The organism is Paenibacillus ginsengarvi (assembly GCF_003626695.1).
Taxonomy (GTDB): Bacteria; Bacillota; Bacilli; order Paenibacillales; family NBRC-103111; genus Paenibacillus_AB; species Paenibacillus_AB ginsengarvi.
Window position 1 is genome coordinate 62690 of sequence record NZ_RBAH01000016.1, and the last position, 20727, is coordinate 83416.

The window sequence follows — 20727 nt, forward strand, 5'->3', positions numbered from 1 at the left end:
CGTTTTCCTCCCTTACCCGTTCGTGGAAGCACCCTCGAGTGCCGGCCGCGCTAGCCTTGTATACTGGCCGAGCGCGCCTTTGTGCGCCGGCGCCGGCCGCTTCCATTCCGCTTTACGTTTCTCCAGAGCGGACGCGATCTCCTGCTCCGGCAGCGTTCCCATACCGGCCAATCCGATCACGTCAAGGCGTCTGTTCGGGATATCGATGCGGATCGTATCGCCGCTTCGCAGATGGGCGATCGGCCCGCCGTCAACCGCTTCGGGCCCCAGGTAGCCGATGCACGGCCCCCGGGTAGCCCCGGAGAAGCGGCCGTCCGTCACAAGCGCCGTCGTTTTCGATAAGACCGGATCGGAGGCGATCAGCTCCGACATGAAAAACATTTCCGGCATGCCGGTCGCGCGCGGCCCCTGATACCGGATCACGATCACGTCGCCCGGCTGGATGTCGCGGTTCATAAACGATTCAACCGCCGACCTCTCGCTGTCGTATACTTTGACAGGCCCTTCGTGCACCATCATCTCGGCCACAACCGCCGATTGCTTGATCAGCGCCCCGCCCGGCGCCACATTGCCCTTCAGCAGCGCCGCAGAGCCTTCGGCCTTCAGCGGCTTCGCGATCGGGTAAATGACGTCGCGCTTGTTCAGCTTGTAGTTGGCGAGAAACATCTCCGCATAATTCGGCATCTCGCTTCGATCGAACTGCTCCAGATTGTCCCCGACCGACCGTCCCGTCACCGTCAGGCAATCCAGGTGGAGAAAACGCCGCAGCTCCTTCATCACCATCGGCACACCGCCCGCGTACCAGAACAGCTCGGTCGGATATTTGCCCGCCGTCTTCGTATCGACGAGCACGGGCACCGTCCGGTGGATGCGGTCGAACGTATCCGCCTCCAGCTCGATGCCGACTTCGCGTGCGATCGCGATCAGATGCATGACGGCGTTCAGCGAACCGCCGATGGCGGAATGAATCATGATTGCGTTCTCGAACGCTTCCCTCGTCAGCAGACGCTTCGGCGTCAAGCCCGCCCGGTGCAGCTCCATCACCTGCTGTCCTGCGGCGCGCGCCATCCGGCGTATTTCCGCGTTCGTCGCAGGAATGAGCGCCGACCACGGAAGCGCAAGGCCAAGCGCCTCAGCCATAACCTGCATCGTCGCCGCCGTCCCCATATACTGGCAAGCTCCGCACGTCGGGCAGCAGGCGCGCTGAAACGCCAGAAACTGCTCCTTCGTCATTTTGTCTTCCTTCACGTCGACGCTCATATGCCACAACTCTTCGTTCGATTTCATGCACGGTCCCGCTCCCATAGCTCCTCCGGGAACGTGGATGGCAGGAATGTCGAGGCGGGCGATCGCCATCAGATGGGCGGGCACCGCCTTGTCGCCGGCCGAGCTCAGCACCATCGCGTCAAAGGGAGTCGCCCTTGCGTGTATTTCAACCATCGAGGCGATAAAATCTCTCGAAGCGAGCGAATAGTTCATCCCTTCGTGGGCTTGGGCGATGCCGTCGCAGATGTCGGTCGTCGTATAGGCGGCCGGTTTGCCTCCCGCCTGCAGCACTCCTTTTTCCGCTTCGGACACAAGCTCGTGCAGATGGTAGGAACTCGGATGACTCGAGCCCGCGGTGCTTTCGACAAGCACCTGTACTTTATCCAAATCGGCGACGGTCCAATCCATCGACATGCGCAGGGCATCGCCTTCGTAACTTATTTTTCTTACCGCTTGACTGCGATTTTCATTATGCGAATCCAATTCTGACTTCTCCTTTCGGAAGCAACAAATACCAGCTGATATGCTCAGTGTATAATGGTTATTGTCACATTGTCAACAATATTACTTAATAAAAATCCAATCGCATTAGGGACGGTGTTAGCACATACGGCCGCTACGGGAACATTTGATCCTCCACTCGCTCTTACAATCGGATTCCCGGATGGAAGGATTCGCGGTAGGAATCCGATTGTAAAGGCGACCGCTTCGCTGCTCCAGATGCAAATGTTCCACTCCGCTCCTTCTCTCCCCGAAAGCCCCACATCTCCGCTGTCCGAATGTTTACAATCGGCTTTATTTCCTTTAAACTGAAATAATATGAACATACCGACAGAAGGAAGTGCCGGAATCTATGTCCCAATTTCGATTCGATGAACAAAAAGCGACGTCGCTTCGGCATAAAATTACGGACGACATTCGCAAAGCGATCTTTCAGGGCAAATTAAATCCCGGAGACCGGCTGCGCGAGGTGGAAATATCGAAACAGATGGGCGTCAGCCGCGGACCGGTTCGCGAAGCGATCCGCATGCTGGAGCAGGAAGGCTTGCTCGTGTCGCTGCCATACAAGGAAACGACGGTCGCGGAAATTTCCGGCGAGGAAGTGCGCGACGTGCTCAATCCGATCCGCCTCATAATCGAAACGTACGCGATCCGCAAGGCGCTGCCTAATATCGGAGAGCAGGAGCTCGAGCGTCTGGCCGCTTTCGTAACGGACATGAAGGATGGGGCCGCCCAGCGCAATTTAACCAAAATCGTCGAGAGCGATCTTGCCTTTCACGAGTATGTCATTTCGCTTTCGGGCATGCCGGGGCTGCTTGGCACATGGACTTCCATCTATAACCGGATTCACCTCCACTTTACGATTCAGGGACAAGCTTATGAGGATCTGAACGATCTGTGGAAAGAACACGACAAGCTGCTGAAGACGATCCGCGAAGGCGATCCCGAACGGATTTCGGCTGCCTGGGCCGAGCATGTCGGCACGTTTCGCGCTGCGGAAGCTTGAACCTGACTACCTGCATCTACACACTACATAAGACGGAGGGACTTGCGATGACATTCGATTTCGACCGCCGCATCGACCGGCGGAATACGCGTTCCTATAAATGGGATCAGGGCGAGAAGCTTTATGGGGATAAGGATGTACTGCCGCTGTGGGTGGCGGATATGGATTTTCTCAGTCCTCCCGCCGTGCGCGAGGTGATTGCGAAACGGGCCGCTATCGGCATATACGGCTATTCGATTCGCGAGGACAGCTATCTGGACTCGATCGTGGAATGGTTCCGGACTAGGCATGGCTGGACGATCAAGCCGGAATGGATTACCGACGTTCCGAGCGTCGTTACCTCGCTCAGCTTGTGCGTCGAGCAGTTCAGCGAGCCAGGCGGCGACGTCGTGCTGCAATCGCCGGTGTATTACCCGTTCTACGACGTCATCCGCAGCAACGGACGAAACGTAGTCAAAAACCCGCTCGTCATCCGCGACGGCAGGCTGGAGATGGATTATGAGCAGCTCGAAACGCTGTTCCGCGCCGGAGCAAAGCTGCTGCTGCTGTGCAGCCCGCACAATCCGGGCGGACGCGTATGGAGCCGCGAAGAGCTGCTCCGCCTCGGCGAGTTGTGCCTGAGATACGGCGTTACGGTCGTCTCCGACGAAATTCACTGCGATCTGGCGCTGCCCGGGCATAAGCACATTCCGTTCGCTACCCTGTCTCCCGAGCTTGCGGACATTACGGTCACCTGTCTCGCTGCTACGAAGACGTTTAATTTGCCGGGGTTGCATACGTCGTATACGGTCATCTCCAATCCGGAGCTGAGGCGCAAGTTCGAAGGCCGGATCAAAACGCTCAGCCTGCATATGGCCCAGCACTTCGCCCAAGACGCGGTCCAGGCGGCGTACCGGGAAGGCGGCGAATGGCTGGACGCGATGCTGACTTACGTTGCGGGCAACGTCGACTTCGCGATCGACTACTTGGCGCAGCATCTGCCCGAGGTAAAGCCGCTCCGGCCGGAAGGCACGTACCTGCTCTGGATCGACTGCCGCGGGCTCGGACTCGACGTGAGCGGCCTCAAGGAGCTCATGTACCGGAAGGCGAAGGTCGTCTTTAACGAAGGCTCGTCGTTCGGCAGCGAAGGAGAAGGCTGGCTGCGCATCAATCTCGCCTGCCCGCGCTCGATTGTAGAAGAAGCGCTGGAATCGTTTTGCCGGGCGGCTAACGGGCTCTAAGCGACCATGTATGATCAAGACGAAAACCCGTCAGGAACGTAAGGTCCTGACGGGTTCTTTGCGTTGGATCGGGCGGTTACGACGCTCCCTGCTTCTCCCTCATATACTGCTCCGGGGATTTGCCGATAATCGCCTTGAAGTCTTTGATAAAATGCGCCTGGTCGTAATAACCCATATCGATCGACAGCTTCGCCCAGTCGGGCTGCTCGCCCTGCTCGACCCGAAGCGCCGCCTCGTGCAGGCGGTACCGCTGGATGACCCATTTCGGGCTGACGCCGACATACCGGCTGAACAGCCGCTGAATCGTCCGCTTGCTGACGCCGGCGTGCCGGACGAGCTGGTCCACCTTGACGATGTCGCGTTCGCGCAAAATAGTATCCACGATCGAATCGACCCAAGCCACCTGCTCGTCGCGAGCCGGGGCGACGCTGAGAAAGAAACGGTCGGTTCGCCGGATCATCTCCTCTTCATCCTGCTCCGGCTGCTCCAGCAGATCGCTTTCCAGGCTGTCCGGCTCGAAGCCGAACACGTCGCGAAATGGTATCGATGTACCGGCAAGCTCGGCTACGGGTTTTTGCCATAACGGATAAAAGCCGCCGGGCCGGAATTTGACGCCGAGCACGATGCCGCGGCCTTCAATGATGCGCGTTTCGCTCGTTTTCGTAATGCCGTATACGCGCGTCGTATTTTTCTCGAATACGAGATTGACGTTCGGATGGGACAGGACGACTTGAGGATACGGACGCTGACCTCGCAAATCCCATTTGACGATCCAATAATGCTTGATCATCCACGCCAGCTCGGGTGCGGGAGCATGCCGGGTCAACGAAAATTTGGCCGCTCCTTCCCGCAATTGCAGCACACCCTTTGCTTCCCGCTCGGTCACTGTATGCATGTAAAAGCCGCTCCTTTCCGTTTTACGCGCGCTCATGACGACGTTCATTCGCCTGTCGCGTTTTTACAATACGATTCTCGAAGCTTGTTCTATACTGTAAGGGTAGCAAGCGGCAAGCGTCATTGCAAGTAAAACCATCCGTCAGGAGGCAATCCTCATGAACGATCTTCAATATGTAATTTATATCAATGCGAAGCCCGAGCACGTGTGGCACGTACTCATTGCCCCCGAAGCGACAAAGGCGACGATGTTCGGCTGCATCCTGGACTCTACATTCGAGATCGGCTCCAACTACGCTTACGTAGGGCCCGGCAACGACGGAGATGAAACGGTGCACGTCTACGGCAAAGTGCTCGAGTTCGAGCCGTACAGCCGGATGAGCATGACCGAGCATCCCGGTCCCTCTTATCGGGACAACCATGCCGAGCTCGAAACCCGCATCACGATGACACTGGAGGAAGTCGGAGCCAGCACGAAGCTTACGCTCGTCCACGACCGCTGGCCGGACAACCATCCTTCACGCGCGAACACCGAACAAAGCTGGCCGATGATGCTAAGCAACATCAAAACGTACGCGGAAACCGGCAAAACGATCGATTTCGGTCGGTAAATCCGGCCGGTCGCCCTTATACTACCGAACGGAAATCCCCCTCCTTCAAGCTCGAAGGCAGGGGGATTTTGGCGTTAACGCGCGAGCTTTACGAAGCTTCGATCTTGTCGAACCAGACCGAACCTTTCGACTTCAGCAGCAGGAATAGCAGGACGTCGGCGGCGGCTAGCACGACAAACAGTAAGGCGGTCGCGCTCCATAAGCCGAGGCCGAGCGAAACGACGAGTCCGAACAGAAGCGCCGCGCCGGCAACGCTCACGAGCATGTTGAACAGGCTGTTCATATTTTGCTTGACCGCCTTCTGCTCGTTTTCCCAGACAAGCTTCGGCGTGAGCAGATCGATCGTAACGCCGGTCATACACGTAAACAGCACGGCCGCAAACGAGATGGGAACCATCGCCAGCGCAAACGCCGGCGGGATGTGCAGCACGACCAAAGCGACAAGCAGAATGAGCACGACGCCCGCCATATTGATCAGCATCCCTGCGGCTACCTTGGCGGTGATCATCGACCTGGAAGGAACCGGCACATACTTCGATACGAAAAAGCCTGCCCCCTCGCGCGAGATTGACGTCGAAGCCGTCGCATTCGCCCCCGACACGAACATAACGATCGCCACCGCGATCGCCGGAATGAACGGAGAGCTTCCCGACGATTCGAACAGTGTCCGGACCGATCCAAGTGTTTGTTTCAGATCCGGCTGGGTCATCATCGGGATGAGCATAATGACCGGCCACAGAAACGCCATCAGCACGCAATTGAGAAAATACGAAGGCGTGCGTACGAGAATGCGCAGCTCCTTGCGGACAAGCGCCGCTACGGCCGACTGCTGCGACGTGATCTTGTCGAGCTGGCTGCCGCTCAGCTTCGCGCGGCGGGCGGCCGTCTCCGAAATACCCATGACGCCCTTGAAATAAAACCGGCTAGCGAGCAAAGCGAAGGCCAGGTAAAACAAAACCGACAGTGCCACAAACAAAACGAGCCAGGCGAAACCGGCAAACTCGGCTCCCTTCAGCAGCGCCTGAGCCGCGAGCCGGACATTCGGCAGCGAACGGGTCGCTACGTCGACAAGCGAATTGTTGCCGCCAAGCAGCATTTCCTGCAGCTGCTCCGGCTTCATCGCCCGGTTCATCGTTCGCTGAATGAACATATTCAGCCCAAACGAGAGCAGGATCGCGACGGCTCCGCCGATCATGCGGAACCGGTCCTTGTTGCGCGCGATGCCGGAGAAGCTCGTGACCGCCATCGCAATAATCGAGGACAGCACGAGCGGAGCAATGGGCAGCGTGATGAAAATGATCACTGCATACACGTAGTAGAGAAAGCCGCTGCCGCTATGCATCCCGAACACGACGAACAGCGGAGCCAAGATAATGAACTGCGTCAAATATTCGTATACGAGCACCGTCACGAACTTGGCCGTCACGATCTGTACCGGCTTCAGCGGCAGCGGCAGCAAATGCTCCACGTCCTGGGTGTAGTAAAAGACCGAGATCGTATAAAAAATGCCGAACATGAACACGATCATGCTGGCTAACGCCAAGCCGAGCGCCAGTACCGCCCCCTCTTGACCGATCGGCTCGAACGCTTTATAGAGGGCGGATATAAAATTCCCGATCAGAAACATGAACGGAAGCAGAGCCACCACAACCAATAACGGCAGCACGATTTGCTTGAACTTCCGGCCGGATTTGCCGGATTTGGCGAACGGTCCGGTTCCGTTTTTGAGCAAAATGCGCGTCAGCGCCCAAGTTTTACGCATCTTCGGTCAACTCCAGGAACATTTTCTCGAGCGATTGGTCGGATTCAAACCGTTCCTGCATCTCCTTGAACGTTCCGCAAAACAAAATTTCCCCTTTCCGGATAATCGCCACCCGGTCGCACAGCTTCTCCGCCACCTCAAGCACGTGCGTGGAGAAAAACACCGTTTTGCCGCTGTCCGCGTGCTCCCGCATCATTTCCTTGAGCGTATAGGACGACTTCGGATCAAGCCCCGTAAGCGGTTCGTCCAAAATCCATACAGCCGGATCGTGGATAAGCACGCCCATAATGACGATTTTTTGCCTCATGCCGTGCGAATAGCTCTGTATCGGGTCGGATATCGCCTGCGTCAGATCGAAGCGGGCGGACAACGTCTCGATCCGCTCCTTTCGCAATGGCTTCGGAACGTCGTACAGATCGGCCATGAAATTCAAATATTCAATTCCCTTCAATCGCAGAAACAGATCGGGATTGTCCGGCACATAACCGAACTGCCGCTTCGCTCCGATCGGATCTTCCGCGATGTTGACGCCATTGATGCGAATAACGCCCCGGTCCGGCTTCGCGATGCCGGTCATCATTTTGATCGTCGTCGTTTTCCCCGCGCCGTTAGGCCCGAGGAAGCCGAATATTTCGCCTCCGCGAACGGTCAGCGACAAATTGTCGACTGCTTTTGTTTTCGCGTTATAGCTTTTCGTAATGTTCGCTAATTCGATCATGTAACGATGCTCCTTCTCCGGCGAAGCTTCGACGGTTCTTTTTTCCATTAGTATACCATATTTGCGGAGGGATGACTCTTTCGCCAGCTTCGATCCATATCCGGCCCCATCAGGACGGAGCCGAAAGGTTTGAAAATAGTTCAACCTTATCCGCGAGCCGATTCGCCCCTATAATGGGAACAAAGCCAGTGACAACGCTTACTCTGCAAGCAATAAGGAGGCTACGACAAGATGAGATTCATCTATCTCGACATCGATTCGCTCAGGCCGGATCATATGAGCTGTTACGGGTATGACCGCCGGACGACGCCGAACATCGACCGGATCGCCGCACGGGGCGCGAGATTCAATAGCTGTTATACGGCTTCTTCCCCATGCGTGCCTTCGCGCGCCAGCTTTATGTCCGGAAGATTCGGCATCAATCACGGAGCGCTTACCCATTGGGGGCCGGGAGGCGAATTTCAATATCCCGAAGGAGACGGACACAGCGAAGACATTCCGTTTTTTACTAGATATTTGCGCAAGGCCGGTTACAAAACCGTCACGTTCTCCTCGTTCGGGGACCGGCACCATGCCTGGTGGTATTTCGCCGGATGGAACGAGCTGCACACCCATACGCTCAAGGAAGGCAACGAAAATGCCGACGAGGTGAACGCCGCCGTCATTCCTTGGTTGAAACGGCACGGCGCGGAGGAGGACTACTTCCTGCACCTTCAGTATTGGGATCCGCACACCTTTTATACGTATCCGATCGAGTATATGGAGCAGTGGAAAGACGCGCTGGTGAAAGCGTACCCGGACGAAGCGACGATCGCCGCCCAGCAAACGCAAAGCTTCCCGCGCTCGGCATCCTTTTTGCACTGGGGCGATACGTTCCCGCAAACGATGCCGGAAAACATACGGAACCGCGACGATTTCAAGCATGTGATCGACGGGTACGACGGCGGCATCAATTACATGGACAAGGCGGTCGGCGAGCTGCTGGATACGCTGCGCGAGCTTGGCATCGAGGATGAGGTCACCTTTATCATTAGCGCCGATCACGCCGAATCGATGGGCGAACAGGGCATCTACATCGAACACGCCAGCGCGACCGAAGCGGTGCATCACATCCCGCTCATCATAGCCGGTCCCGGTATCGCCGATCCGGGCAGAGACGTAAACGGCTTCGTTTATAACGTGGACGTCATCGCCACCATTACCGATCTCGTCGGGCTACCGGTTCCGTCCGGCTGGGACGGCAAGTCGTTCCTACCCGCATTGAAGAACGAAGCTTGGCAGGGGCGCGACTATCTCGTCATGGACCATGCTCTGTACGTATGCCAGCGCGCCGTTCGCGACGACAACTGGTACTTCATTCGCACGTATCACCCCGGGCTGTACACCCACTTCGAGGATGTCATCCTGTACGATATGGCGAACGATCCGAACCAGACGCGCAACGTGGCCGCCGACTATCCGGACGTCGTGAAGGAAATGGATCACCGTCTCAGCCAGTGGTTGCATGAGCAGACGCGCAAGCCGGGTTACCGGGTCGATCCGATGCAGAAAGTAATCGAAACCGGTCCGTTCAAATATTTGAAGGCGGACGACTGGGTTCGCCGTCTGGAGCAGAAAGGCTGGAACGCGGAAGCGGACCGCCTGCGCTGCCGGTACAGCCAGGAAGCTTTGAAGCCTGCTTACTAAGAGCATGTTCCAGTTCATCATCCAGAAAGCGAGGCGGGCAGTTTGAAAACGAAAACATTATCCAATAAAATGATTACCGCGATTTCGGTCGTGCTCGGACTGGTGCTTTGGTATTTGCTGTCCAAAGTGCCGGCCATCGGCGCCATTATTAACAATCCGTTTCACGTAGCGAAAACGTTCGGAAACGAGCTTACCAGCGGCCGGCTGTGGACAAATCTGTGGGCCAGCCTGTTCCGCGTCATCGGCGGGTTCTCGCTCGGCCTCATCGTGGCCATCCCGGTCGCCTTCCTGATGGCCTGGTACGGCATCGTCCGTTCCGTCGTCGATCCGTGGATTCAGTTTTTCCGTACGATTCCGCCGATCGCGCTCACCCCTATCGTCATCGTATCCCAAGGGGTCGGCGAATCCGCGAAAATATCGATCATCTTCGTCGCCACGTTTCTCGTCATGGTTATCTCGATCTTCCAAGGGGTGCGTAACGTCGATTCCACGCTTATCCGCGCGGCTCGTGTACTTGGCGCGAAAGACAAGGACATTTTCTTCGAGGTCGTCGTTCCCGCTTCCTTCCCATATATCCTGGTCGGCGTACGGCTCGGACTGGCTGCCGCTTGGACGACGCTGGTCGCAGCGGAATTGACGGGCGCGAACAAAGGTCTCGGCAATATGATTATGGAAGCAAGCTTGTATTTCCGTATGGACGTCGTCATTCTCGGCGTGATCGTCATCGGCCTTATCGGGTTGTCGATGGATAAATTCGTCTTGTTTCTGGAAAGGAGGTTAACGGGATGGCAGGAAGTACGCCAGTCGTAACAAAAGTAGCAGACAGCGGGCAGCAGGCGGCTGCGCCGGCCAAAATCGAAATTAACGGGCTTTCCAAAGTGTACAAAGGCCGTAACGGCGATGTCATCGCCCTGCAAAACACCGATCTGACGATACGCCAAAACGAATTCGTTTGCGTCGTCGGACCGAGCGGCTGCGGCAAAACGACGCTGCTGAACATTATCGGCGGTCTGGAAAAAGCGACGTCCGGCAGCGTCAAGGTGGACGGCAAGGAAGTGACCGGGCCCGGCAAGGAACGGGGCGTCGTCTTCCAGCAGTATGCCTTGTTTCCGTGGAAGACGGTACTTAAAAACGTCGAGTTCGGCCTCAAGCTTCGCGGCCTCGGCAAGCAGGAGCGCAAGGAGAAGGCGGAAAGCTATCTCGAGATGGTCGGCTTGAAGGATTTTGCCGATTCGTACCCGAAGGAGCTGTCCGGCGGCATGAAGCAGCGGGTCGCCATCGCCAGAGCGTATGCGGTTCAGCCCGAGGTGCTGCTTATGGACGAGCCGTTCGGCGCGCTTGACGCCCAGACGAGAGCCCAGTTGCAGGAAGATTTGCTGCGGACGTGGCAAAAGGAAAAGAAGACGTGCTTCTTCATTACGCACGACGTCGAGGAAGCCGTTATTTTGGCCCAACGCGTCATCATCATGAGTGCCCGTCCCGGGCGCATCAAAGAGATTATCGAGGTCGACATTCCTTATCCGCGCGACCAAGGCACGAAGCTCGATCCGCGCTTTGTCGAGATCAAAAACGAAATCTGGTCGAAGGTGTACAAGGAATACTTGGAAGTATCGAAATAAAGAATCGAAACGAGCCAAATTTGTCAAACTATACAAACGGGAGGTCCAACCATGTTTACCAAACGAAACGTGCTTTCCAAGCTCTCGATTCCGGCCATCGTCCTCAGCCTGGCGCTTGTCGCCAGCGCTTGCGGAGGCGGCAATGCCGCCAACCCGTCTGCTGGCTCCGGCGGATCGTCCGGTGAAGCGACCAAATTGGAAACGGTTAATTTCGCCTATATGCCCGACATGGGCGGGGCGACTCCGGTTGCCGTCGGTCTGGAAAAGGGCTTTTTCAAGGAAGCGGGCATTAACCTGAATCCCGTCAAATTTTTGAGCGGTCCTCCGGAATTTCAGGCGATGGCTTCCGGCGACATCGATATCGCCTACATCGGCCCGGGCGCGACCTTCCTCGCCGCACAAGGACAAGGCCAAATTCTCGGCATCGTCAGCCTCGGCAAATCGGATATGGTACTGGCGTCCAAAAAGTCCGGCATCACCGACTGGAAAGGCCTGAAGGGCAAAACGGTAGGCGTTCCGAAAGGCACGTCTGGAGAAATGGTGCTGAATCTCGGTCTGGAGCGTGCGGGACTTAGCCCAAGCGATGTGAACATTCTCAATATGGACGTCGCGGGAGCCGTCAGCGCCTTCGTAGCCGGCAAGGTGGACGCCGTCGCGATCTGGAATCCGTATTCCGCCGAGATCGAGAAGCAAGTCGGTAAGGACAACTTCGTCAAGCTGGGCGACAACAGCAGCTTTTTCCCGGATTACATCTTCCCGTCGAGCTGGGTCGTCAGCCCCAAATTTCTGAAAGAAAAGCCGGAGCTCGTGAACAAATTCATGCAAGCGATCGCCAAAACGACCGAGTACAAAATCAAAAACGTGGACGAAGCGATCAAGCTGACCTCCCAATACACGCAGGTGCCGGAAGAAAACTTGCGTCAGGAAATGACCGGGCTCGAATGGCAATCGACCGAAAAGGTCGCACAGGCGTTCAAAGACGGCAGCGCCGTGAAATGGTACGACAACCTGCAAACGCTGTTCGTGAAAAACGGCAAGATGGATAAAACCGTTCCGTCCGATACGTTCATCGCCAAAGATCCAATTTTGAAGGCGTATGAAGCTCTCGGCGGGAAGTGATACAAGAAGGGGCCCTCTTGGGGGCCCTTTGTTTGTTAGGGGTGAACACGCCGAAACACTTAAGAGCTGTGTTCGCACATACACGGCCGCTGCGGGAACATTTGATCTTCCACTCGCTCCTTCGCGATTGGTTAGAAAACGCAAAAGAAGCGCCCCTTGTCCATTTCATTAAATGAACGTACTACTTGTTCACAATGGACAACAGCGTTATCGGGCCTATCAAGTGGTCAATATTGACCATTAGAATAAGAATAAAGTACATTCCTTGTACTTGTGGACACTAATGACCATTAGAAGAATACTTCGCGGTTTTCTCTGACAATTCCCTCGCTTACAGACACTAATGACCGTATGGAAGCCAGAATTTTGAATAATCGATGCTAACGGTCTCTGATGTCCGAAGCAACGTGGCGATAAGGACGATTTCTATGCCGCGCTCACTCGTTACGCTTCCTGTCGCGGTTTAAACCCCTGACCTCATCGCTGCCAGTGGAGAGATTGGCTTCTGGAACGCCTGTAACCGAACGAAACCCCACTAATTTATAAGACTTTTCCTGATTGAGTTCTGGTTGATACCTACGCGGGCGTTCCAGAAATAATTAAAGTGTGACCAATGTAGTTAAGCTAAAATATGTGATACATCGCTAACTCCTATCCTGTCAAGATGTGAAGTGGTGGTCGGTACGCTAAGGCGGGACTGGCGCAATGCTAGTCATTTCAAGGGTTTTGGCGCATATTTCCCAACCGCTTAAAATCACAAGGAGATACAAAAATTTAACCAAATCCTTGACCAATATTTTGCGTCTCCATGATGGAAAATAGCCAGGCCAAGTCATCTAAAAGGATAAAGAAAGTTTTGAAAAAACATACAGCATTAGAATGACTCGAATTATTTTAGCATCAAATCAGTTCATCTGGAATTAAGGCGTTCCCCTCTGTAAACTCATCATCCACTAGTATTACGTTTGTTAAATTCGCTTCTTCCCAAATTGTCTTTGGAATATGTTCCAAAATTATAATCTGAAAAGAATGCTCATATTCTTGATTAATACGAGATATGAAATTGTTCAATAATGTTAGTGCAATTGTTATTTTCGTGCGGTCGTCTTGCGGAATTTGCGACCAAGACTTTTTGGGAGTGTCTTCCTTCTTATCTCCACCATAGTAAGGCCGACTTGGTTGATCTAAAATAAGAAAACTGGGTACAAAAGGTGCCTGTTGCTTTATAATTAGCTCATGCAAACCAAGCATAAAACAAAGATGCATGAACATATGATTGGAACTACTCCCCACTATAGAAGGCACCAGTGATACTGGTTTTTTTAAGTATAACACTTTTTTCTTGTAATCAAAGACGGACTGATAACCTTTATATATACCTAATGCCGCAGAAGATTCATCTAAATAACGTTGAATTAACTCTTCTAATAATCTAATAACTAATTCTCTATCGACGATCTCACTCTCTAGTTCTGACCTAAGTTGTTGAATTCTATCTTGGACTTTTTGAAGCTCTTCCTTGCTCTCCATCCCCTTCTCGTTGTATGTATAGAGTTCCAACTTAGATTTAATTTCACCGATAAAAATAAATTTTTCAATTTCTGAGCCAAGTTCTTTTTTATTATGCGAAAGTGTATTTATCTCCTTCTGAATTGCATCTAATTCCGATTTGATTGATTTTATATCGCTGTCAAGATTCATTGAAAATGGTTTTTTGTTCGTAATTTCCCCCTTTATTTTCCTCATTTCTTTATCAAGCATGTCCATTAAGACAGATAAATCCGGATGCTGAATTAATTCACCGAATTTTTCGTTCAGATACTCTAGAGGTTTCAAACTTTCGAGTGTTTCAGATTTTTGTTTTAAATAATCATTGTATTCTTCAGAGAACTTACTATAACTTCTGATTTTAAATCTAAGCTCATTCCTTTTTTTATTTAGTGAATCAAGTTCCTTAAAATTATTTGAAGTCTTTTGTGAAGTTGCATCTAAAACTATTTTTTTTAAATTATCAATATCTTTATCCAATGCTAGAGACGCATCATCTATTAAATCAAATTCCTTGGCTCTTCTGATAATCTCCCGTAAGTCCGATTCAAATATGCTCTTTTCATTTTCCATCGCTACTAATTGTCTTTTCATTCGAATTTCATCTTTTTCCAAGGTGGCTAACTTTTCTTTAATAAGTATATTCTTTACTGTGTCAATCCCCGTAGCAAGATCAAATACTCTGTGTAAAGCCTCAGAATATTTATCATCATTCTGCTTATCAAAGAAAACCTCACTATGATCAATTGTGTCTCCCGATTGTGTATTAAACAGAAAAAAATATCTTAGTGATATTTTACTACCTGCCTTTAAGTTCCTTCCGCCGTATGGAATTACTACACTGCTGTCAATATTAAATTCTTTTTCAATGACATTTTTCAGGTCTTTATCTAGTACATTTGAATATGGTTCCTCGGGTAGTTCCCCAATCGGTGAGAAAAAATACATTGAGCTTGTTTTTCTATTTTCGTTAAGTGCACCTCTAGCAATTAAATATTCTTTATCGTTAATTAGAAATTTTATTCCATACCAAGATACATTCTCATTGATTTTTTCCTGCGGGATCTTTGTTTTACTTGCGAAAAAACAATAGTCAATAATATCGAGAATAACAGATTTACCAGTACCACTGTCTCCCGTTATCACGTTAATTTTATTTTCTTCAAATACAAGTTTTCGAATTTTTTTGTTTTTGAGCCAAAGAATTATTTCTTTAATTACAAATCTCATAATCGCACCTTCAATTGTAGATATAGATTTTTTTCTTCAGATATTAGTATTTTGGCGAGCTTTGGGGCTGCTTCAACAATGCTTAGAGCCCTGGCACCAACTGTTTCCTTATTAAAAGTAAGAGTATCGGATTGAGTCACACTAAGTTTAGAATCAACTAAATGAACCAGCCCCGCTTCTTTTAGAAACATAATAGAATTCAATGACAGCACCATGAAGGAATAGAATCTGTCGTTAAAATTGGAGAAAAAGCCAGGTTTCTTGAGCATAAACTCCTCGAGTCCTCTTATTGAAGTATTTTTATTTTTAAGAAAATCTAAAGTACCCTGATGCGAAACAAATGGAAATATAAGCATGGCTTTTGAGATACTTAACAAGTCTGAATGGAGCAAAACAGAATAGATAGATATTGCACATATAAATTCATTATTGTATAGATCACTTTGGTGGTTCATTTTTATATTTCTCCTTCCAATCGAACCGCCATCCAATCGTAGGTATATTGGATAATTGATAGAATTGTCCGTTGCTCAATTCAGAATCTAGTGGAGTTTCATCCAAAACTAGTTCTTTTTTTCTAATCTCATCCAAACACCTTAGCCCAGCGCGTACAATAGCCTTTTCTGTTGGAACAGTATTGTCTATTTCAATGTCTAGTTTAATATCCCTATGCACTTCATCATATGTGTTACTCCATTTTGTAACACAATCATTGTCAAAATGCTCCAATTGCTCTTTAACAACAAGCCCTCTTTTTAGCCAGTCTGATTTATGATTGTTGGTTCTTAACATTTGGCTAGCAAGACGTAGTTTTTCAGGCATTGAGTTCTTATCGATAGCGTGAATATCTGCTAATTGAGTAATGAAAAGTTGCTCGTCAATCGATTTGTTAAAGTGCACCAAGTCATTATTTATAGGGAGTTTATCGTTCCTACCTTTGTCAAACAAAACGTGATAATCTCTGTAGAATTCAGCGAAGCTAATTACATTTTTAATATTTTTCTTGGTATTAATATAATTCCGCTTCCTTAGATTGCTATCCAGAGCATTAAAAACATCTTCTATTTTTGATTCCTTCACGAGTTTAGCTTTAATACGTTTCTTAATCATTGCAATAAGATCATCTTGTTCTAACTCAAATTCAAGTTTGGAAATAAATAATTCAAGCCATTTCTTAGACTGTCCTTCTACATCTTCCATATAGCCTTTTATTATTGGATCAGATGTCCCTTTAATTAATAACGCTAAATAATTTCTAAAATCAGTTATAGTTATTTTCTTTTGCTTGCATTCTTTGACTTTCTTTAAGAAAGTATTTTTTTGATTATTTGATTTGTTTGATACTAGGATAAAAGATGTATTTTCAATAAAAGCCAATCTTGCCTCTGCTACTTTCCTACCGTCTAATGGATCATTAATCATTTTAGTCCAGTTACTTAGGCTTTTCCAGATATCAATATCCCTTTCAGTGATATTGATTGATTGTCCTTGGGAATTTTGTTGCACTGTATGCTTAACTTGAATTAGTACTTGAGCATTATCTGGTAATTCCAAGTGCACATCATCTTTGACTTCAATGCCTATTTTCTCTCCTTCTTCTAAACCCAAAAGTTGATAAAGGAAATAATAATATTGATAGTCAAATCCTATAGACTTATTATCGGCAGTTGTTTTTTCTTGAAAAGTGGTCATCTGCAACACCTCTAGAGAATCTTTGATTTAATCTTAATCCTTTATTCACAATGTAAAGAAAGTCCTACTTATGTTTCAAATCCCCACGTACAATTGATATAGACAGTTTATTAATCCAAATTATCTATATCTATACAGAATTCAATCTTTTTCGACCAAATCCTTCCAAACGAATGTTCTGTTTATAGTACTTTAAACCCTTAGTTTTCTCCCTATCAGGGGCTTATCGAGTGACCATAGAATCAATTATTTAGCTATCATAATAGTTGATCAGCTTATTAGGCACGAGCTCTTAAACTCATTTTAGTTTTGGAATGCATGGTAATTAGGATTAAATAAATTGCAAAACAAACGTATTCTCATATGATAGTAGTTCCTACCCTGTCAAGATGTGAAGTGGTGGTCGGTACGCTAAGGCGGGACTGGCGCAATGCTAGTCATTTCAAGGGTTTTGGCGCATATTTCCCAACCGCTTAAAATCACAAGGAGATACAAAAATTTAACCAAATCGCTATTGCAACAAGTTGACGATAATATATACATTAAGAACACCAAACTCAGTATGTTGATTTTCTTAAAGGCGAATGGCTGGATAGCAAAGCTTTAAAATTGCGTCCCGTCACATTGGGAACATATAAACATATTCCGAATATTTGTTTTCATGACTTACGGCATACCGTTGCCACGTTAATGTTAAGTCGCAATATCAATCCTAAGGTAGTCAAGGAAATATTGGGCCATTCTGACATTCGTGTAACTCTGGACACGTACAGCCATGTCTTACCTTCCGTTCACAAAGAAACCGCAAAAAATTCGGCAGTATGCTTTTTGGTTGACTTTAGGTTTGAGTCTTGGGTTTGTCGCTAAATCAAGCAAACTCCCTGAAATAAACTTCGAATCGCTATAGTCGATTCAATAATGATTCTTCCTCAATTGACCGCATTCATCCAAGTGTTGATATGAGTCATAATAGTCGCCTTGCCCTTATTAAAAGGACAAGGCGATTTCATTTTTGTCGAGGAATACGATGCTCTGAAACTCTCAAAGGAATATCGAAAGTCCTGATTTTTCACCAAAAAAGTCGTCAGTGTGACCACGACCCAAAATCAACGCCGCTTCGGACATAGAAAAAACCACCAAACACTCGGAATCCCTTGTGTTTAGCGGCTTTCTTTTGTATGGAGCCTAGGGGGATCGAACCCCTGACCTAGCCACTGCCAGCGATACGCTCTACCGACTGAGCTATGGCCCCAAATATTATTGATCAGATTTTCAAGGCTAACGGCCCATGAAATTGAACGTATAAAGCTTTACTGAAGCTATTTATTACAGTTAGCTTGAAAACCAAAAAGCCACGAAGAAATCCCTTCGCAGCCCTCCCCCTACCCCTCACCTCCATCACGCACCTTATGGATAAAAGGCATCAAATTAAGATCCCGCAGCAGCGCGACAACTTCTTTCGTCCTTTTCTTGTTAAACTTCTTCAATATGACGTTAATTTGCGACTTGATCGTGGACAGCTCGACCTGCCGGTCTTTGGCGATCTCGGCGATTTTCATCTCGCTTTGCAAAAGCTCCAGAATCGCCAGTTCGGAAGGGGTGAGCTGGGACACGATGACGGCCGCCTTCAGGAAGCTTTCCTCGTTGCGGCGGATGCGCGTGAATTCGTTTTTGATTTTGTAAGCCACTTCGGGCCGCACCTGCACGATGCCCTCATGGGCTTTGCGGATGCTGCTTACGACTTCGGAGGAAGGGCTTGTTTTGAGCAGGTAGTCGACCGCCCCCGTCTCGAACGCGCCAAATACGGTTTCATCGTCTTCGTGTACGGTCAGAAACACGATTTTGATATCCGGGTGGTTGCTCAGCACGGTCATAGCCGTCACGATCCCGTCATGCTTGAAATCCATCTCGATGTCCATCAAGATCAGGTCGACGTCGCGCGAGGCGACAAGCTCCAGCACTTCCCGGCCGCTGGACGCCTGCCCGACCACCTCCATATCCGTTTCCTTGCCGATCAACTCGCAAAAATGTTCCCGCAGCACCTGCAAATCTTCGGCCACGATAATGCGTATCCGTTCTGTCATCTTTAGTCCTCCACGATGTCTTCATCCAATATATATAGCGGAAGTATGATCTGCAGCGTCGTTCCTTCGCCCGGCTTGCTATCCAGATGAATGCGGCCGTAATGTCCCCTTACGATATGTTTCACGTAGGAGAGGCCGACTCCCCAGTTTTTCGTCGTGTTTTTGCTCGTGTAGAACGGATCGAATACCGTTTCGTGAAGCTTCTCCGGTATGCCCGGCCCGTTGTCGGCCACTTGAATGATCGCCCATTTCCCTTCCCGGTACGCCGAAATGGTCACCTCTCCCTGCTGCGGCGGAACGATCGCCTCGATCGCGTTCAGCAGCACGTTATGGATCGCTTCGCTCATATGCTCGGCGTCGACGAGCACCGTAACGCTGCGGTCGGGCAACTGGCAATCCAGACGGATATGCTCCGGCACCAGCAGCAGGCGATCCACCGTTTGTTGCAGCAGGTCGGCAACCCGGTACGGCTTGAGCTGCAAATGATTCGTTTTAAAAGACTGGTACAGCCGGTCCAGCCGCTGCAGCGTATGTCCGACGATATCCTCCGCCTGAGCGAGCGGATTAGTACCGCGAACCGGAGATGTCATCTTGTCCGCTTGCGCCGGTTGCCCCGATGAAGTCTGCTGCTCGGCGGCTTGCCGGATGAGGAGCTGGATCATGATCAGCTGATTTTTGATCGCATGGGTGAATACGCGCGCGCCCATATTGGCCGTCTTCAGCTTCCGCTCGAGCTGCAGGTCGGCTTTGCCCATCTTCATCTCGACTTCGGTATACCGCCATATCGACAGCAGGCTGATCAGCGACAGTACCCCGGTGAAACCGATGCTCAAGTACCATTCCGGCAGCGTCAGCGGTGGATTGAAGTTGGAGAAATCCGAGTACAGCACGTAATACGTCCGCACGTCAAACACTTGCAGCGGCCCCATAAAGCCCAGGTAAAAATAAAACAGCACGAGCGAAAACACGCCGAGCAGGATGAATTTCCCCTGCCGCTTCACCCACGGCACGGTCACCTTGCGGTATTTCCATATCATCACCGCGATGGCGACTACGGCCGAGACGACGATCCAGCCCCGCGTCACCCAGCCGATCATATACGTGTATTTGCGCTCCAGCACCGTCAGCGCCAGCCGATAGAGCTCCGGCTCGTAAAACAAAATGTTGGCGATCGGCAAAATCAGGTTAAGCGCATACACTTTCCACAATTCTCGAAACGGCCGATAGGTCGCGACCGATACCGACAAGCCGATCAGGCTGAAAATGAACAGCGAACGGCCCACCGTAATCATCCGGCTTATTCCTTCGATATCGATCGGCGAATGGAGCAGCAGATTGCGGATCGTATCGTTGAAGAACAGCACGATATTAACTTTGTAGTAAAAGCCCCCGTATTTGGCGATGAACAGGATCAGCCCGGCCATGCTGAGAAACCAGCCGATCAGCATGCTGCCCATCCAGTAGGCGGACGGATTGCGCGCCTTCGAGATGAAAAGCGTAATCGCCGCGGTCATCAGGAATATAAGCAAAATCGTCAAAGGATCACCTTGCTTGCGCTTTAATATGATTTTATTTTACCACAACACGGGCGAATTCCCTCATCTGGCCTAAGGCGGCGGGACTATGCTCGTGAGAGTGGGAGCGGAGTGGAACATTTGCATCTGGAGCAGCGAAGCGGTCGCCTTTACAAGCGGATTCCTACCTTAACAGTTCCCAATCCAAGGAATCTGATTGTAAGAGCGAGCGGAAGATCGAATGTTTCCGCAGCGGC

Annotated in this window: 17 protein-coding genes; 8 read left to right on the forward strand and 9 right to left on the reverse strand. The window is 50.5% G+C overall.

Translation table 11 applies throughout. The features are described from left to right. Positions 1-12: 12 nt before the first annotated feature. Positions 13-1749: a dihydroxy-acid dehydratase gene (ilvD, locus tag D7M11_RS20905; RefSeq protein WP_205127095.1), complete on the reverse strand. Its 1737-nt coding sequence runs from the start codon at positions 1747-1749 to the stop codon at positions 13-15. A 370-nt stretch (positions 1750-2119) separates the two neighbouring features. On the opposite strand from ilvD, the gene D7M11_RS20910 reads away from it, so the two are divergent. Continuing rightward, positions 2120-2773 carry a GntR family transcriptional regulator gene (locus D7M11_RS20910; protein WP_120749203.1) on the forward strand — a complete coding sequence of 218 codons (654 nt, stop codon included), beginning with the start codon at positions 2120-2122 and terminating at the stop codon, positions 2771-2773. A 47-nt stretch (positions 2774-2820) separates the two neighbouring features. After that, positions 2821-3993, forward strand: a complete 1173-nt coding sequence (locus D7M11_RS20915) for a MalY/PatB family protein (RefSeq protein WP_120749204.1) — start codon at positions 2821-2823, stop codon at positions 3991-3993. Between the two features lie 76 nt (positions 3994-4069). On the opposite strand, the gene D7M11_RS20920 is transcribed toward D7M11_RS20915, so the two are convergent. Then, positions 4070-4888: a helix-turn-helix domain-containing protein gene (locus D7M11_RS20920; RefSeq protein WP_120749311.1), complete on the reverse strand. Its 819-nt coding sequence runs from the start codon at positions 4886-4888 to the stop codon at positions 4070-4072. A 157-nt stretch (positions 4889-5045) separates the two neighbouring features. Here D7M11_RS20920 and D7M11_RS20925 point away from each other — a divergent pair, with 157 nt between their 5' ends. Continuing rightward, a complete protein-coding gene (locus D7M11_RS20925; protein WP_120749205.1) occupies positions 5046-5498 on the forward strand; it encodes an SRPBCC family protein in 453 nt (150 codons plus the stop codon). Positions 5499-5586: 88 nt separating this feature from the next. Here the strand turns inward: D7M11_RS20925 and D7M11_RS20930 are convergent, their stop codons facing one another. Both D7M11_RS20930 and D7M11_RS20935 read right to left on the reverse strand, forming a co-directional pair. Continuing rightward, on the reverse strand, positions 5587-7260 hold the full coding sequence (locus D7M11_RS20930) for a putative ABC transporter permease subunit (protein ID WP_120749206.1): 1674 nt from the start codon (positions 7258-7260) through the stop codon (positions 5587-5589). Beyond that, positions 7253-7978: an ABC transporter ATP-binding protein gene (locus tag D7M11_RS20935; protein WP_120749312.1), complete on the reverse strand. Its 726-nt coding sequence runs from the start codon at positions 7976-7978 to the stop codon at positions 7253-7255. The genes D7M11_RS20930 and D7M11_RS20935 overlap by 8 nt, the downstream gene beginning before the upstream one ends. 231 nt (positions 7979-8209) lie before the next feature. Between D7M11_RS20935 and D7M11_RS20940 the strand changes: the two genes are divergently transcribed. The 4 genes from D7M11_RS20940 to D7M11_RS20955 all read left to right on the forward strand — a co-directional run bounded on the left by D7M11_RS20940 (position 8210) and on the right by D7M11_RS20955 (position 12402). Then, positions 8210-9664 carry a sulfatase family protein gene (locus tag D7M11_RS20940; RefSeq protein ID WP_120749207.1) on the forward strand — a complete coding sequence of 485 codons (1455 nt, stop codon included), beginning with the start codon at positions 8210-8212 and terminating at the stop codon, positions 9662-9664. A gap of 69 nt (positions 9665-9733) precedes the next feature. Beyond that, positions 9734-10474 carry an ABC transporter permease gene (locus D7M11_RS20945; protein WP_205127096.1) on the forward strand — a complete coding sequence of 247 codons (741 nt, stop codon included), beginning with the start codon at positions 9734-9736 and terminating at the stop codon, positions 10472-10474. Continuing rightward, complete coding sequence (locus tag D7M11_RS20950) at positions 10450-11283, forward strand: ABC transporter ATP-binding protein (protein WP_120749209.1); 834 nt, start codon at positions 10450-10452, stop codon at positions 11281-11283. Before D7M11_RS20945 ends, D7M11_RS20950 begins: the two co-directional genes overlap by 25 nt. A 51-nt stretch (positions 11284-11334) precedes the next feature. Continuing rightward, entirely contained in the window at positions 11335-12402 is a 1068-nt protein-coding gene (locus D7M11_RS20955; RefSeq protein ID WP_120749210.1) for an ABC transporter substrate-binding protein, read from the forward strand. A gap of 900 nt (positions 12403-13302) precedes the next feature. Here D7M11_RS20955 and D7M11_RS20960 read toward each other — a convergent pair. From D7M11_RS20960 to D7M11_RS20970, 3 genes are read right to left on the reverse strand one after another with little or no spacing between them, the layout of a single operon-like run. After that, positions 13303-15180 (reverse strand): DUF3732 domain-containing protein, encoded by a 1878-nt coding sequence (locus D7M11_RS20960; RefSeq protein ID WP_120749211.1) that lies wholly within the window; start codon positions 15178-15180, stop codon positions 13303-13305. Further along, the gene (locus D7M11_RS20965) at positions 15177-15635 is read right to left on the reverse strand and encodes a three component ABC system middle component (protein ID WP_120749212.1); all 459 of its coding nucleotides are present in this window, start codon (positions 15633-15635) and stop codon (positions 15177-15179) included. The genes D7M11_RS20960 and D7M11_RS20965 overlap by 4 nt, the downstream gene beginning before the upstream one ends. Beyond that, on the reverse strand, positions 15619-16872 hold the full coding sequence (locus D7M11_RS20970) for an ABC-three component system protein (RefSeq protein ID WP_120749213.1): 1254 nt from the start codon (positions 16870-16872) through the stop codon (positions 15619-15621). The genes D7M11_RS20965 and D7M11_RS20970 overlap by 17 nt, the downstream gene beginning before the upstream one ends. A gap of 690 nt (positions 16873-17562) precedes the next feature. On the opposite strand from D7M11_RS20970, the gene D7M11_RS20975 reads away from it, so the two are divergent. Next, the gene (locus D7M11_RS20975; RefSeq protein ID WP_120749313.1) at positions 17563-17739 is read left to right on the forward strand and encodes a hypothetical protein; all 177 of its coding nucleotides are present in this window, start codon (positions 17563-17565) and stop codon (positions 17737-17739) included. Between the two features lie 515 nt (positions 17740-18254). On the opposite strand, the gene D7M11_RS20980 is transcribed toward D7M11_RS20975, so the two are convergent. Together D7M11_RS20980 and D7M11_RS20985 are read right to left on the reverse strand one after the other, a co-directional pair. Continuing rightward, entirely contained in the window at positions 18255-18956 is a 702-nt protein-coding gene (locus D7M11_RS20980; protein WP_120749214.1) for a response regulator transcription factor, read from the reverse strand. A gap of 2 nt (positions 18957-18958) precedes the next feature. Continuing rightward, the gene (locus D7M11_RS20985; protein WP_120749215.1) at positions 18959-20494 is read right to left on the reverse strand and encodes a sensor histidine kinase; all 1536 of its coding nucleotides are present in this window, start codon (positions 20492-20494) and stop codon (positions 18959-18961) included. Positions 20495-20727 lie beyond the last annotated feature (233 nt).

What these genes read in the sequence shown, in the direction of transcription:
- D7M11_RS20945 (WP_205127096.1), top strand. Translation starts at nt 9,734, where the DNA reads ATGATTACCGCGATTTCGGTCGTGCTCGGACTGGTGCTTTGGTATTTG.
- D7M11_RS20970 (WP_120749213.1), bottom strand. Translation starts at nt 16,872, where the DNA reads ATGACCACTTTTCAAGAAAAAACAACTGCCGATAATAAGTCTATAGGA.
- D7M11_RS20975 (WP_120749313.1), top strand. Translation starts at nt 17,563, where the DNA reads ATGTTAAGTCGCAATATCAATCCTAAGGTAGTCAAGGAAATATTGGGC.
- D7M11_RS20965 (WP_120749212.1), bottom strand. Translation starts at nt 15,635, where the DNA reads ATGAACCACCAAAGTGATCTATACAATAATGAATTTATATGTGCAATA.
- D7M11_RS20915 (WP_120749204.1), top strand. Translation starts at nt 2,821, where the DNA reads ATGACATTCGATTTCGACCGCCGCATCGACCGGCGGAATACGCGTTCC.
- D7M11_RS20925 (WP_120749205.1), top strand. Translation starts at nt 5,046, where the DNA reads ATGAACGATCTTCAATATGTAATTTATATCAATGCGAAGCCCGAGCAC.
- D7M11_RS20980 (WP_120749214.1), bottom strand. Translation starts at nt 18,956, where the DNA reads ATGACAGAACGGATACGCATTATCGTGGCCGAAGATTTGCAGGTGCTG.
- D7M11_RS20920 (WP_120749311.1), bottom strand. Translation starts at nt 4,888, where the DNA reads ATGCATACAGTGACCGAGCGGGAAGCAAAGGGTGTGCTGCAATTGCGG.
- D7M11_RS20910 (WP_120749203.1), top strand. Translation starts at nt 2,120, where the DNA reads ATGTCCCAATTTCGATTCGATGAACAAAAAGCGACGTCGCTTCGGCAT.
- D7M11_RS20940 (WP_120749207.1), top strand. Translation starts at nt 8,210, where the DNA reads ATGAGATTCATCTATCTCGACATCGATTCGCTCAGGCCGGATCATATG.
- D7M11_RS20960 (WP_120749211.1), bottom strand. Translation starts at nt 15,180, where the DNA reads ATGAGATTTGTAATTAAAGAAATAATTCTTTGGCTCAAAAACAAAAAA.
- D7M11_RS20955 (WP_120749210.1), top strand. Translation starts at nt 11,335, where the DNA reads ATGTTTACCAAACGAAACGTGCTTTCCAAGCTCTCGATTCCGGCCATC.
- D7M11_RS20950 (WP_120749209.1), top strand. Translation starts at nt 10,450, where the DNA reads ATGGCAGGAAGTACGCCAGTCGTAACAAAAGTAGCAGACAGCGGGCAG.
- D7M11_RS20935 (WP_120749312.1), bottom strand. Translation starts at nt 7,978, where the DNA reads ATGATCGAATTAGCGAACATTACGAAAAGCTATAACGCGAAAACAAAA.
- D7M11_RS20930 (WP_120749206.1), bottom strand. Translation starts at nt 7,260, where the DNA reads ATGCGTAAAACTTGGGCGCTGACGCGCATTTTGCTCAAAAACGGAACC.